Raw genomic sequence first — 14,783 nt, forward strand, 5'->3', positions numbered from 1 at the left:
TTAGCGGGAGCGTTGGGCTGTGTTGTGAGTGCAGCAATGCGCTATAACGGCCAAGGCCGGCGTGCCGGGCTGTATCCAGTGTAGGCCGTTGAGAGGATCGTTCTGCCAAGCGGATCGGCTGCGTGCTCAGTGAGATGAGGAATTTCGCGGTTGACGGGTTATTGCCTAGCTTCGTCTCGCGGAGGGTGAGGCCTTCGAGGCGGACGTCGAGGGCGCGATAGTCTTCGCTGAAACGCTGTAGGAAGGTGCCGTACCTGTGCGCCCGATGACCAGCGCAGTCCGGCGAGTTGCGCCATGCCACTCATCGCAACGGCGCAACGACGTTCGGGACGTCACAGCGATGGAGCGCCATGCTTTACGGGCCATGACGCGAGCGCACCAGGGTTGGGCAAGCCCTGGCATCCGAGTATTGAGACCAATTGAACGTCAACGCGCGCATCCGCTGGGATGTCTGGTCGACGTGCGCCATGAAGCTCGGAGCAGGTGCTCCGAGCGGCGGTCGCCGGCTGTGGGGCGAGGTTTTTCTGGTTGTCTGCGCAATCTTTTGTGGGCGGATGATGAATACAGCTTGACGAATATACAAAAACGCACTACACAATAAATACCAATTTGTACACGCAACTAGTCTTCTGCGGCCTTCCGCCGAGGGCGAGCGACACGCCTCACGTCCCTGAGGTCCCGGTCGGTCTGCATCCAGCAGCCCCCGACGCTGTCGTGTACTTCGAACTATCCGCTCTCCCCTGTTGTTGCACTCACCTGATGTTTTGTTCACGTAGCGCTACGGAGGTCACGATGTTTCGCCGCTATTCTGCCGTCTCTCTTTGTCTTTGTTTGCTTCTCCTGGCGATGCCACGCATGGCGGGAGCGCAGGCCAGCACCACCGGTAACCTCTCCGGCACGGTGACCGATCCCACCGGGGCAGTCGTTCCGAACGCGACGCTGACCCTCGCCAACCCCGCGGTGGGTGCGTCCGTGACGCAGCACTCCAACGCGCAGGGCGAATATGGTTTTTCCGATCTACAGGTGGGCACGTACAACCTGACCGTTACCGCGCCAGGTTTCGCGAGCACGGTGATGCATAACGTCGTCATCGATACCGGCCGTACAGCGAACCTCAATCCGTCGCTGGTTGCGGGAGGGGCGAACGACCAGGTCAGCGTGAATGCCAGCGCCGAGGTGCTCGAGACGACGACCAACACGCTGGCTGCGACCATCCGACCGGACGCGGTGCAGGACCTTCCGTTGAGCGGTCGCGATGCTTCTCCGCTGACGCAGCTGGCGCCCGGCGCCCAGACGAACGGCGACGCGCGCTACGGCACCTTCAATGCGTTGCCTACGGGCGCCATCAACATCACCGTCGACGGCATGAACTCCAACTTCCAGAAGTTCCGCACGCAGAGCTCTGGCAACTACTCTCCAGCGCCGGTTCGCCTGGGCGCGGTCGAAGAGGTCTCGGTCTCGACGACCGACCTGACTGCCGACTCCGGCGCCGAGGGCGCGGTTGCTATCCGTTACCAGATGAAGCGCGGTACGAACAAGTTCCACGGCAATGGCTTCTGGGAGTTTCAAAGCAGTGCGCTCAACGCCAACTCTTACTCCAACGATGCCTCCAAGACGGCCAAGACCAAGTTCCACTACAACGATGAGGGCGGCAATATTGGCGGTCCTTTCTGGAAGGACAAACTGTTTTTCTTCGTGAACTACGAGCAGGAGATCACGAACGGCAAGACCCAGGGTTCGGGCTATCTGCTGACCCCTGCCGCGCAGGCAGGCAACATCACCTACACGGACGCGGGCGGTGTCGTACACCCCGTCAATGTATTGACGGCACTGGGGAGCCAGGGATTCTCCTCCGCGATCAATCCGATCATCGCCTCGCAGCTCGCACTGGCCAATCAGTACAGCGCGAGTGCGCAGCTCACGGGCGGCTCGTTGCCTTACCAACAAGCCGCGAAATGGACCTTCCCGACGACCACCTACAACATCTACCCCACAACCCGTCTGGACTGGCAGATCAGGCCCACGATGGACTTCCACGTGGCGTATGACCTGTGGTGGCGCAAGCTGCCAGGATCGCAGGTCTACGCGGGCGACCCGATCTATAACAACAACTTCAAGTCGAGCTACCAGACGATCTCGTTGGGCTTCGACTGGACGATCACGCCGCATCTCGTGAACCAGGTGAACGCCGGCATCCTCAACGTCCAGGAACACTACAGCTACGACAACCCCTACAACCTGTTCGGCTCAGTGAACGATGTCCTGTACACGGCGCCAACCTTCACCAACGGCGGCTTGGCGCTTGCAGAGACGACGCCGACGGCCGACACGGAGCCTCGCAACAACCCGGTGCGCGACATCTTCGACAACGTGACCTGGACGAAGGGCAAGCACACCGTAACCTTCGGCGGCGACTGGCGCTACTCGTCGGCACATGACCTCTCCATCAGCAACCCGCCGACCCAGACCCTGGGCATCGATACGGCGAACGATCCAGCGAACGTCGCGTTCACTAACGGCACCCTCTTTCCGGGCCTGGTCACCACCGGCGCCAGCACACCGGACCTCAACAACCTGCGGTACCTGTACGCGACGCTGACGGGCCGCCTCAACGGAATCTCCGGCACGAACAACTACGACACTGCCTCCAAAGCGTACAAGTCAGAAGGCGCCCTGGTGGAGCTGGATGCGCAGACGGTCGGCGGATTCTACGTGCAGGACAACTGGCGTGTTACACCGCATCTGGCCATCAACGCCGGCTTCCGATGGCAGATGTCTGGCGCGATCCACACGCCTACACCCCAATACACGCAGCCCACCATCGCGGATCTGTTTGGACCGTCGAAGGCGCCGTTCCAGCCGGGTGTACTGACCGGCGTCCAAAACCCGATGCTGTACGCGCAATCTTCCACCTACAAGTCGGATTTGCGTGAGCCCGCACCGAACTTTGGCTTCGCCTGGAATCCGGCCTTCTGGGGCGGCAAGCTCGTCGTTCGCGGCGGCGGCGCCATCAGCTACTACGACGAGGGCTGGGAGCCGTGGGAAGAGGCTGCCGTTTTCTATAACCCTGGCGTAAAGCAGACTGTTTCTCTGAACTCCAATACTCCAGGAGCCAACCAGCCGGCTGGCTACTACTCGGCGGGATCACTCTCGCTCAGCAGCACGATCCCTTCAAACGTGGCTGTCACGCCTGCGGCTTACGCGCCACCCTTTGCAGAGTCAGCCTTTACCTACAAGAGCACGTTCTACGCCACCGATCCAAATCTGAAGACGCCGCAGGTGCAGAACTGGAACCTGGGCGTGCAGTACAAGATTGGCTGGGACACCGTTCTGGAGGCCAACTACGTGGGCAACCACGTGATCCACGAGTGGCAAAACTTCAACATCAACGAAGTTAACATCTTCGAGAACGGCTTTCTGAACGAGTTCCAGAACGCCGTGGCTAACTACAACAACTCCGGCGGCAAGACCTTCGGCGGCACGAATACGCCAATCATGAACCAGGCCTTCGGTGCAGGTGGCTCGGGCTTCACCAACGCCACCTTCCTTAACTACGTGAAGACTGGCCAGGCCGGCGCGCTGGCCAATGCCATCGCCACCAGCAGCACGTATTTCTGCAGCCTGGTTGGTGGCGCGAACTTCTCTCCCTGTGCAGCGAAGGGCTACACGGGCTCTACCGCGTATCCGATCAACTTCTTCACCCCGAACCCGTACTCGGCAGGCGCGGCGACACTGCTCTCGGATCCGGGCGCCTCCAACTACAACGGCCTGCAGACACAGATCAAGCATCCGATGGGCCATGGGTTGACGCTCCAGGTCAACTACGCCTATAGCCACGCCTTCTCCAACCGCTATATTTACACGGATACCGGAGCTGCTAACTTCACCACGCTGCGCAACAAGAAGCTGAATTGGGGTCCGGCGCCAAGCGACGAACGAAACGCCTTCAATGCTTACGCCGTATATAACATCCCCTTCCATGGCAGTAACACCCTGATGAAGGAAGTTGTCGGCGGGTGGACCGTGTCGCCGATCTTTACCTGGAACACGGGCCGTAACTTCAAGCTGGCCGGCGGCACGGACACCGTCAACACCAGCGACTCCGGTGTCGTCCTCAACGGAGTCAGTGTGCATCAGCTGCAGAAGAAGGCTGTGGGCTACTACAAACAGAACAACAGCACCAGCAATCCGCTGCTCCTGCTGAACCCGGCGTTGTTCAACCTGAGCAACCAAGCACAGGCGACCGTATCTTCACCCTCTACGCCGGGCCAGTTTGGCCAGTTCGTCTACCTCACCAGCCCGCAGTTTGTGAACACCAACTTTGCGGTCACGAAGAGCTTCCCAGTGTTCGAGAAGGTAAAGCTCAACATCCAGACGGAGTTCCTGAACATCTTCAACCACCCTAACTTCGCGATCGAAAGCACGGGAGCCAACGACCCGGGCCAGATGGCGACCATTACCTCTGCTCCCAGCACCCAGGGCGCGGTCAGCACACTGGGAACGGCGTTCGCGAACGGAGGCAGCCGCGCCATCCAACTCCGCGTAAATATAGCCTTCTAACCCCGACGAACGCAGCCCGATGCCCCGCATGCGCTAAGGATGCGGGGCATTCGTTTAAGATCCAGCGGGGGACTTACCGTCGCCAAAGGCGAGATGAGCAGCGTCGCACCGCGGGACGGGAGATTTCCTACTTACGGCACAGGTCCGCTACTGAGATATCCTTTTTCTGATAACTCGGTAAGAAGCGCAAATGTTGGTCCAAGGTCCGCCGTCGCGCTTGGCTGGAAACCATGTATCCGATATGTTTGGTAACGGAGCACGCTCAGGGAAACTGAAGTTTCTCCCCTGCGTTAAGGATGTTGTTCTCACCGACCGCGTCGCAGAGCGCACCGGCCGAGCAGCGCCTTCTGAGGCCTCGTATTCTCCGCCTGCGCGTGAGCGGGTTGGCCGTCTGACTCGGTTCTGGTTCGGGAGCACCCTTCAACTGCTTTCCGGGAGTTACAGCTCGTTCTCGGGCGGGAAGACGAGTCGTGGGGATGGCCTCTTTGACGTTTGCGCAGAGATTAAAAAGTGAGCTTGTGGCATAGTTTGTATGCAAAATAGTCTACAATCACAGTCATGGTTTCCTGGCAGATGAGCAGGCGTGTGCGTGTGCTTGATTCGCACACGGAGGGAGAGCCGACGCGTGTGGTGGTTGAAGGCGGGCCGGATCTCGGGGCAGGACCGTTAGCGGAACGTGTTGAGGTTTTTCGCAGCCGATATGATTCGTTCCGCGCCGGAGTTACGTGCGAGCCTCGGGGATCCGAGGTTGTGGTGGGCGCGCTGCTCTGCGAGCCGGTGAATCCGGCGTGCGTAACAGGAGTCATCTACTTCAATGATGTGGGCTATCTGGGCATGTGCGGGCACGGCACCATCGGGACCGTGCGCACCTTAGCGCATCTGGGGAGAATCCAGCCCGGCAAGCACCTGATCGAAACTCCCGTGGGCGAAGTGGAGACGGAACTGCATCCCGATGGCAGAGTCTCCGTACGCAATGTGCTGAGTTATCGATACCGCTTCGCGGTCCCTGTGGAGGTTCCTGGAATTGGGACGTTGAAGGGTGATATCGCATGGGCGGGAAATTGGTTCTTCCTCATCGGCGAACACCCGTTCGAGCTGAAGATGAGCCGTCGGGCCGAGTTGACTGCAGCGACGCAAGCGATTCGTGCGGCGCTGGTCGAGCAGGGAGTGACGGGCAAAGATGGCGGCTATATTGACCATATCGAGCTCTTCGGCCCCCCTGAGCATGCGGAGAACTCCAGCCGAAGCTTCGTTCTGTGCCCGGGTGCATCTTTTGACCGATCGCCGTGCGGCACGGGAACGAGCGCGAAGATGGCTTGCCTCTATGCTGACGGTAAGCTGGGTCCGGGAGAGCCGTGGCGCCAGGAGGGCTTCCTTGGAACACACTTTACCGGCTCGGTAGAGGCGCACGGAGACTGCGTGCTGCCGACAATCAGCGGCCGTGCCTGGATTACCGGAGAGTCATGGCTGATCTTCGATGAGGACGATCCGTTCGCAGGTGGCATTGAGTTCTGATGGAAACGTTTGACGTACTGATCCTTGGGGCAGGCATCGTCGGGGCAGCATGCGCGCATGAGCTTGCCTCTGCCGGCCTGCGCGTCGGGGTTGTCGAACCTGGAGTGCCCGGCGGCGGAGCGAGTGCGTCCGGCATGGGCCACCTCGTTGTGATGGACGACTCTCCGGCGCAGCTTGCGCTCTCCCGCTACTCGCGGGAGCTGTGGCGCGAGATGCGCGACGCCTTGCCTGCGGGTGTGGAGTACGAGGAGTGCGGCACGCTATGGGTCGCTGCTGATGCCGAAGAGATGGACGAGGTCTTTGCGAAACGCGCTACGTATCGTGGTTGCGGTGTGGCGTCGGAGGTGTTGGACGAGCATGCCCTGCGCGAGGCCGAGCCGAATCTTCGCCCGGGCATGGCGGGCGCGCTGCTGGTACCTCACGATGGGGTGATCTATCCCCCCAGCGCCGCGGCGTTCTTTCTGCAACGGGCGATCAGCAAGGGCGCCCGTCTGCTGCGAGGCCGGAGGCCGTTGCATGCTGCTGCCGGTGAGGTGGTGCTGGAGGACGGAACGCGGCTAAAGGCCGGGCATATCGTCGTCGCGACGGGAACGGATACGACGTTCTGCCCGTGGCTCACGATCCAGCCGCGGAAGGGACATCTCGTGATTACCGACCGCTACCCGGGATTCGTGCGGCACCAACTGGTGGAGCTTGGCTACCTGAAGAGTGCGCACTCGATCACGACGGATTCGGTGGCGTTCAATGCGCAGCCGCGTAAGACGGGGCAGATTCTGCTGGGCTCTTCGCGCCAGTTCGGAGCAGTGGACGGAAGCTCCGAGCCACAGATGGTGAAGCGCATGCTGGATCGTGCGATGGAGTATCTGCCGGCATTGGGTTCGCTCTCGGCGATTCGTGTTTGGACGGGGTTTCGCGCGGCGACGCCAGACAAGCTGCCGTACGTTGGGCCGACGCCGGACAGGACGGTCCTGGTGGCGATGGGCTTCGAGGGCCTCGGGATTACGAATGCTCCCGGAGCGGCGAAGCTTGTGCTGCATCACCTGACTGGAGCGCCGGTCCCGCTGGATCCGACGGCCTTCCTTCCCAGCCGCGCGACCGCCACGGAGGCGCTCTATGCCTGACGTGATGATTCAGCTCAACGGCGAGCGCGTTCGGCTGCCACGGGGCTCGACGGTGGCGGCTGCACTGCTGAATGCTGGGATGCTGTGCCGTCGCTCCGTCAGCTCCGAGCCTCGGACAGCGTTGTGTGGCATGGGGATCTGCTTCGAGTGCCGCGCTGTGGTCGATGGCATCCAGCAACAACGCACATGCCAGATCCTCTGCCGCGACGGGATGACCGTGGAGACCCAGCCATGAGCGGAGAGGCTAAAGCCATCCATAGCCCGGCGCCGATGAGTTCCGTGGCGACGGGTCAGCGTCCTTTCGAGGTTCTCGTTGTGGGCGCGGGTCCTGCGGGGCTTGCCGCTGCGACGTCCGCAGCCCGCGCAGGTCGCAGCGTCGCTGTGCTTGATGACAATCCTCGGGCGGGCGGACAGATCTGGCGTGAAGGCCTCGGCGCATCGCATAAGGACCGCGTCCGTGACCGTGTTGCGAAGGCCTTTGCCGAGTCGGGAGTGGAGTTGTTCGGCGGCCGGCAGGTTGTGGAGGCATCGGTCTCGGGCGCACCCAAGGGCGGGCTGCTGCAGGCATGGAATGCGGTGGCGAATCAGCTCGAGAGCTTTGGTTTCGACAAGCTCATCCTTGCTACGGGAGCTCGCGAGAGATTCCTTCCGTTCCCAGGCTGGACGCTTCCGGGAGTCTTTGGCGCGGGCGGATTGCAGGCATTGGTTCGCGGCGGCTTCGACGTGCGGGGTAAGCGAGTGGTTGTCGCGGGCACGGGACCCTTGCTGCTTGCGGTGGCGGCGCATCTTCGCCACGAGGGAGCTGAGATTGTAAGTGTGGCGGAGCAGGCTTCTATGCGGACCCTTGCGCCGTTTGCTGCGTCGCTGCTGAAGCGGCCCGGAAAGATTCTGCAGGGTATCGAACTTCGCGGGCAGATCGCCGGCGCTGCCTATCGCGCCGGCTGCTGGCCGGTTACAGCGGAAGGCTCGAGTTCGCTGACTGCGGTGCGCCTGACCGATGGCAAGAAGGAGTGGACGGAGTCCTGCGACCTGCTTGCGTGCGGGTTTCACCTAGTGCCGAATACAGAGCTGGCTTTGTTGCTTGGCTGCCGTGTTGCGGAGAGCGGTGTCGTGGTCGACGCGAACCAGCAGACGACAGTACCCGGCGTTTACTGCGCGGGCGAGCCGACGGGGATTGCCGGTGTCGATGCAGCGCTGGTGCAGGGAGAGATCGCGGGACTGGTGGCCTCGGGCAAGGCTTCCGCTGCGGTGCGCCTTCATCCACATCGTGACGCCGAGGTTGCCTTCGGCCTTGCGATGAGCCGTGCCTTCGCGCTGCGCGATGAGCTTCGGAGGCTCGCCGCGCCGGAGACGATCGTCTGCCGTTGCGAGGATGTTCGTTATGCCGACCTCGCAGCGCAGGCCGCGCCCAACAGCAGCTGGACCGATGCCAAGCTGCAGACGCGTTGCGGTATGGGACCGTGCCAGGGGCGCATCTGCGGTCCTGCTGTCGAGACACTCTTTGGCTGGCGCAATGTCTCGGTGCGTGCCCCGTTGTACCCCGTTCCCATCGCGGCGATGGGTTCCCAAGCTTCCAACAAAACGTAATTGCTCTACGTAATCCCTATATCTGTTGCACAGGAGACCTCTCGATGAACTGGTTTGGCGTAATGCCTGCGATGACTACCCCCTTTACCGCGGACCTTGCCGTGGACCATGCGTTTCTTGCCCACCACGCGGCCTGGCTGCTGGAGAACGGTTGCCTCGGCCTGGTGATGCTGGGTTCACTGGGCGAAGGTGCGACGCTCGAGCACGCCGAGAAGGTTGCGGTGCTCAAGACGGCCGTGAAGGCTTCCCAGGCCAAGGGCACCCCGGTGGTTGCGTCGATCTCGGCGCTCTCCACGCGCAATGCCGTGGCGCTGGCCAAGGAGGCCGAAGAGGCCGGTTGCAGCGGCCTGATGGTGTTGCCTCCGTATGTGTATACCTCGGACTGGCGCGAGATGAAACAGCACGTGTCGACGGTGATTGCCGCGACCAAGCTACCCTGCATGCTCTACAACAATCCCATCGCCTATAAGACCGACTTCCTGGCGCACCAGATTGCGGAGCTGGCGCAGGAGCACGAGAATCTGAAGGCGGTGAAGGAATCCAGCGCGGATGTGCGACGCGTGATGGCGGTACGAGAGCTCCTGGGCGAGCGCCTGAAGATCTTCGTCGGTGTGGACGATGTGCTGGTGGAGGCGGTGGACGCGGGTGCGACCGGATGGGTCGCCGGCCTGGTGAATGCCTTCCCACGCGAGTCCGTGGAGCTGTTCGAGCTTGCGCTTGCGGGCAAGCGCAAGGAAGCCTACGCGCTCTACCAGTGGTTCCTTCCGCTGCTGCGCATGGATACTGTTCCTAAGTTCGTGCAGCTCATCAAATGGGTGCAGGGTGAGACGGGCACCGGCACGGCAACCGTACGTGCTCCGCGGCTGGAGATCACAGGCGCGGAGCTGGCCGAGGCGCAGGCGGTGTTGAAGAAGGCGCTTGCCAACCATCCCGCCGTGAAGTCGACGGCATTGAACGCGCTGCAGGAGGCGTAATGGCTCAGGACCTGCTCGAAGGTCTTTCGTTGGTTGCCGGTGTTCCCGCTCCCCCGAGTGGGAACACCAGCTTCTTTGGCTACAACCCCGTTGATGGCAGCGCGCTCGAACCGGCTTATGTCTCAGCCTCTGCCGCGGATGTGGAGCGGGCGGTGAAAGCCGCCGAAGATGCCGCGGTGTTCCTGGCGACGACCTCAGGAGCGGATCGCGCTCGCCTGCTTCGCGCCATCGCGGATGGCATCGATGCGGCGGCCGAGAACCTCATTCAACGCGCAATGCTGGAGACGGCGCTGCCGCGTCCTCGTCTGACAGGCGAGGTGGGCCGCACCAGCGGACAGCTTCGGCTCTTCGCCACGGTGGTGGAGGATGGTGGATGGTTGAACGCGCGCATCGATACGGCGGATCCTCACCGCACGCCACCGAAGCCTGATGTTCGCTCGATGCTTCGTCCGCTGGGGCCGGTGGTGGTCTTCGGTGCGAGCAATTTTCCGCTGGCTTTTTCTGTGGCTGGTGGTGACACGGCATCGGCACTGGCCGCGGGAAATCCTGTCATCGTGAAGGCGCACCCCGCGCATCCCGGCACGGGTGAGCTTGTTGGGCAGATCGTCGCCAAGGCTGCGCAGGATGTGGGTTTTCCGGCTGGCACCTTCTCGCTGCTCTTCGATGGTGGACACGAGATCGGAGCGGCGCTGGTGCAGCATCCGGGCGTCAAGGCGGTGGGCTTCACAGGCTCATTCCGTGGCGGCCGTGCACTGATGGACCTCGCGGGGCAGCGTAAGGAACCCATCCCGGTATACGCGGAGATGGGCAGCACGAATCCTGTGTTCGTTCTGCCGGGAGCCCTCGCCGAGCGTGGGGAAGCACTGGCTACGGGACTGTTTGCCTCGTTCACGCTGGGTGGCGGACAGTTCTGCACGAAGCCGGGCATGGTCTTCGCGGAGAAGGCTCCGGCCGCGGACTTCACAGAGACTCTGCGCAAGAACGTGTCAGGCGGCGGCTCGTTCTCTCTTCTTACCGAGGGCATCGCGTCCGTCTTCCGCAAGCAAGTGGAGCAACGCAGCTCACTGACAGCAACGACGGGTGCGGCGGCCGGCGAGGGCTTCTCCGCGCAGGCGACGCTGTTGGAGGTCGATGGTGCGGACTTTCTCGCCGATCCTCACCTGTCGGAGGAAGTCTTTGGGCCGACGACGCTGCTCGTTCACTGCGATTCCCGCGAGCAGATGCTGAAGGCGGCGCGCGAGCTCGAAGGGCACCTGACGGCTACGCTGCTCGCCACCGAGAAGGACCTGGAGGAGAACGCGGAGCTGCTGCGGATTCTCGAGACCAAGGTGGGGCGAGTGATCGTGAACGCTTTCCCGACGGGCGTTGAGGTGAACCACGCGATGGTGCATGGAGGGCCGTATCCTGCTACCTCGGATGGACGCTCGACCTCGGTCGGTAGCCTTGCAATCCTGCGCTTCGCGCGGCCGGTTGCGTATCAGGGGCTGCCGCAGTTTGCGCTTCCGCCCGAGCTGCAGGATACCAATCCGCTGAAGGTGCCGCAGCTGGTGAATGGCAAGCTGCAACTGCCAGCGAAGGACTGAACGAGCATCGTTGCAACGGCAAGAGCCACGCCTTGGGGCGTGGCTCTTCTGTTTGGGCCGATAGCCGCGTTACGCTCGCGACTGCATCCAGACTTTGGAGTCCACCTTGCGTGGACCACGCGCCCGTCGCGGCGCTGTGGCTGGAGTTCCTGGGACGGTTGAGCCCTGGAACGCTGCAGCACTGTTTGCCGTTGCGGGCTTATTGTTGATCGCTGCGGTCGTGGTCGCACCTGGAGCATAGTTCACCGAGGCATCGCCCCCGGCAATCTCGGGACGATCATGGGCTATGCGATTCATGCGGGCGTAGTTGGGAATCGCGAGCATCGGCGAGCCGTCCGCCCACTTGCCGCTGATCGTCATGACGCCTCCGAGCAGCTCAGGACGCCACTCCGGCTTCAGGGGCTCGTCGCTCAAGGCCAGATCGAGGTTGTGCTGGTCGGCAGTCTCCACGTTGTAAATCAGCGGGCCATACTGCAGTGCAATCAGGTTCGCGTCCGCGTGGATGCGAGGATCGGCCTTGAGACGCTGTATCTCCATCGGCATCTCAAGTTCGATGGTGTCACCTTTCTCCCAGCGGCGTGTGATGACGGCGTAGCCCTTGATGATGTGCGGGGTTACGGACTTGCCGTTGACCGCAAGCGTCTTCAGCCCGCTGATGGAGGGTGTTGCGGTGTACAGCTTCGAGGTCGAGCGGTTGGGGACGCGCACATAGATGCTGAAGGTGTTCGCCTCATCTGGGTTTACGGTGATCGCGACAGCACCCTTCCAAGGGTATTCGGTCTTCTGCACCATCTGGACATCCGTACCGGCAACCTTGCCTACGTTGACGCGGCCTCCGATGTAGAGGTTCACGTGGAGCGCATCGGGACCCTTGGTGTAACTCCAGGTGGGGACCATCAGCAACGTGCGCGAGATGTTGCTGACGCAGCACGGGCACACGTGCCACGGTGTGCGCTGCGTATTCACGAGCGGATTGGTGTAGCAGAAGTTCCTGCCTTCCATGTCCACGGCTCCGAAGAGAGCGTTGTACATGGTCTGCTCGTAGAGATCGGCGTAGCGAGCGTCGTGGTAGGCGAGGTTCATCTTGTACTGAAAGAAGATGAGGCCGCAGCTCGAGCAGGACTCGCAGTAGGCTTCGTTGCGCAGCGAGTAGTTGGGGCCGAAGCCCTCCGAGGTTTCTCCGCTGCCGATGCCGCCGGTGATGTAGAACTTCTTGTTCACCATGTTGTCCCAGAGGGACAACACGGCGCTCTGGTAATCCTGGTCGCCAGTCTCGGCGGCGACGTCGGCCATGCCGGAGTAGAAGTACACCGCGCGCACGGCGTGGCCCACCGCTTCATACTGGCGGCCCGGAGGCAGATGGCTCTGGTCGTACTCCTGGCCACCGCGGCGGGAGTCGAGCAGGAACTTGGCTAGCACGATGTAGCGATCACCGCGGCCATGGCCCTCCTGGTCGTTGACGAAGCGACCGAAGCGCACCAGGGCCTGCTCCATCTCCTGGTGGCCGTCGAACCACTCTTTCTTCCCGACGCCGATGTTGGATGACCAGCAGTCGGCGAGCTTCTTCGCCGCGTTGTAGAGGCGCAGATCCTGACCATTGGTCAGCGTGTAGTGGTTGATGGCCGACTCGATGAAGTAACCGGCGGTATAGCCTTCGTGGTTGCCGCGATGTTCGGGCATCCAGTGCTCCGGCCATACCTTGCGGTCGGCGAGCGTGTAGGCCGTCTGCATGTAGCCATCGGGCTCCTGCGCGGCGAGCACGATAGGGATCCAGCGTTCGAGCGTAGCCCTCATGTGCTCCTGCGATGCGATGATGTCGGCGTCGCCCTGCGGGTCCACCATGAGCGCGATGCACATCGCTTCGACCGTCTGGTGCACCCAGGCATTGGAGAAGACATAGCCTTTGTGTTTCGCGTGCGACTCGCCACGCAGCGCTTTGGCGGCTTCGATGAAGTTATCGAGGCCACCCTGGCCCTGGGTCAGATCGGTGCGCTCGCACATATCGATGCAGTGAGGAATCCAGTTGACGATCAGGGTCTTCGCGCGCTCATTCCACATGGGATTGTCGATGGAGTAGCGCGTGGTGTAGACGACGTCGAGACGCTGCCTGGGCGGAGCGTGCTCGGCCTGCACGACCAATCTCGAGGTTTTGTTTTCGTTCTGGCCGAAGGCCGTCAGTTCGAGCACATACTCGCCTGGGACGGAGAAGACCGCAGTGGTCTCAGGCGAAGTTGCCTCGGCGAAGACCACAGCACCTGGGCCCGACGCCTTCGACCAGCGCACGCGTTGCACCGCGGGAGTTACAAGCCAGTCGGCTTTGCCGGACAAATAGGACTTACCGCCGAGCACAACGGAGCGATCAATGCCGGCTTCCACGATGGGAGGGAAGAGCGGCACAGGGCCGGAGCTGAGGACCTTCCACTCGAGTATGCCGATGGAGTGCGTGCCGTCGGACTCGATCTCGAGCCGAAGTTTGTCGGTGGTTACGGGATCGAAGCTGGTGCTGTTGAATGCATTCGCTTCCAGGCCGAAGCCCTGCGCATTGGCGACGGGCACAAAGGCCGATCCGTTCCAGTAGCTCAGCTTGCAGGAGGCAGGCTTTCCGACGCCCTGCCCATCGATCCACCAGTAGACCTCGATGCGGTTGGTGGTGATCTTGCGGGACCACTCATACTGCACCCACTGCGGGTCGGTATGTGGCCAGGCGCCGAATGCGCCGTGGTGCTGATCGCGCGAACTGGCAGGGTCGAAGCCGTCGTTGAGAGCCTGCAGCTTCGTATCTCCCGAGGAGTAGGAGGCTGTGGGCGTCGCTACCTTTGCGAGATTTACCGAGACGCCGTCCTCCGCCATTGCGGACAGGGCCTTGGAGCGATCCACTGCCGTCAGCAGCGCCGTGCCTGCGACTCCGGCGAGGAAGTGTCTGCGGTTTACCGCGGGGGCTGCGATCTGCGAGGTCTCATGGATCCACGGACGGACGGGCTTCATCGTCGATTCCTTTCCAGCTAATTCGCGGGCTGGCTGCGGCATAGTCTCCCGATCTCCCTTTTTAGACGACGAGGAAGAGGCCGGAGGGCCAGCGCTCCGACACGAGAACTTTACCTCTGGCGGCGTTCCTCGATCCACGAGAAAACGATTTCCAGCGGTGAATTTGTATACGACAATGTACGCATCAACTGTGGACTTGTCCAGAAATTCTTGCCGAGGCCCGTTTGGGTAGGTATTGCGGGCAAAACCGCAGGACTTCCCGGGAGCGGGTTGCCGCTGCGAAAGAGCGCCTGGAGCCGGAAGGCAGATTCACGAAGCCATGGATACATCCGTGTGCACGCGAATAGTTTGCAAAAAAACTGCAAACTTTCGTTGACATTGGATACACAGTTGAATACAAAGTAACACACATCAGTGAGAAAACGATCTCTCAGGCGTATTCGTGGTCTTCAGGCCGT

Annotated in this window: 8 protein-coding genes; 7 read left to right on the forward strand and 1 reads right to left on the reverse strand. The window is 61.8% G+C overall.

What is annotated here, in order from left to right:
• Nucleotides 1–792: 792 nt before the first annotated feature.
• The 7 genes from AC5E6W_RS09205 to AC5E6W_RS09235 all read left to right on the forward strand — a co-directional run bounded on the left by AC5E6W_RS09205 (nucleotide 793) and on the right by AC5E6W_RS09235 (nucleotide 11,340).
• Complete coding sequence (locus AC5E6W_RS09205) at nucleotides 793–4,560, forward strand: carboxypeptidase-like regulatory domain-containing protein (protein WP_491751988.1); 3,768 nt, start codon at nucleotides 793–795, stop codon at nucleotides 4,558–4,560.
• A gap of 573 nt (nucleotides 4,561–5,133) precedes the next feature.
• Nucleotides 5,134–6,075 carry a proline racemase family protein gene (locus tag AC5E6W_RS09210; RefSeq protein WP_491751989.1) on the forward strand — a complete coding sequence of 314 codons (942 nt, stop codon included), beginning with the start codon at nucleotides 5,134–5,136 and terminating at the stop codon, nucleotides 6,073–6,075.
• Complete coding sequence (locus AC5E6W_RS09215; RefSeq protein ID WP_491751990.1) at nucleotides 6,075–7,196, forward strand: NAD(P)/FAD-dependent oxidoreductase; 1,122 nt, start codon at nucleotides 6,075–6,077, stop codon at nucleotides 7,194–7,196. The genes AC5E6W_RS09210 and AC5E6W_RS09215 overlap by 1 nt, the downstream gene beginning before the upstream one ends.
• The gene (locus AC5E6W_RS09220; protein WP_491751991.1) at nucleotides 7,189–7,431 is read left to right on the forward strand and encodes a (2Fe-2S)-binding protein; all 243 of its coding nucleotides are present in this window, start codon (nucleotides 7,189–7,191) and stop codon (nucleotides 7,429–7,431) included. The genes AC5E6W_RS09215 and AC5E6W_RS09220 overlap by 8 nt, the downstream gene beginning before the upstream one ends.
• A complete protein-coding gene (locus AC5E6W_RS09225) occupies nucleotides 7,428–8,783 on the forward strand; it encodes an FAD-dependent oxidoreductase (protein WP_491751992.1) in 1,356 nt (451 codons plus the stop codon). The genes AC5E6W_RS09220 and AC5E6W_RS09225 overlap by 4 nt, the downstream gene beginning before the upstream one ends.
• A gap of 44 nt (nucleotides 8,784–8,827) precedes the next feature.
• Nucleotides 8,828–9,757, forward strand: a complete 930-nt coding sequence (locus tag AC5E6W_RS09230) for a dihydrodipicolinate synthase family protein (protein ID WP_491751993.1) — start codon at nucleotides 8,828–8,830, stop codon at nucleotides 9,755–9,757.
• Nucleotides 9,757–11,340: an aldehyde dehydrogenase (NADP(+)) gene (locus AC5E6W_RS09235; protein ID WP_491751994.1), complete on the forward strand. Its 1,584-nt coding sequence runs from the start codon at nucleotides 9,757–9,759 to the stop codon at nucleotides 11,338–11,340. The genes AC5E6W_RS09230 and AC5E6W_RS09235 overlap by 1 nt, the downstream gene beginning before the upstream one ends.
• Nucleotides 11,341–11,409: 69 nt before the next feature.
• On the opposite strand, the gene AC5E6W_RS09240 is transcribed toward AC5E6W_RS09235, so the two are convergent.
• A complete protein-coding gene (locus AC5E6W_RS09240) occupies nucleotides 11,410–14,325 on the reverse strand; it encodes a glycoside hydrolase family 127 protein (protein WP_491751995.1) in 2,916 nt (971 codons plus the stop codon).
• Between the last annotated feature and the right edge of the window lie 458 nt (nucleotides 14,326–14,783).

Source organism: Bryocella sp., from assembly GCF_058498515.1.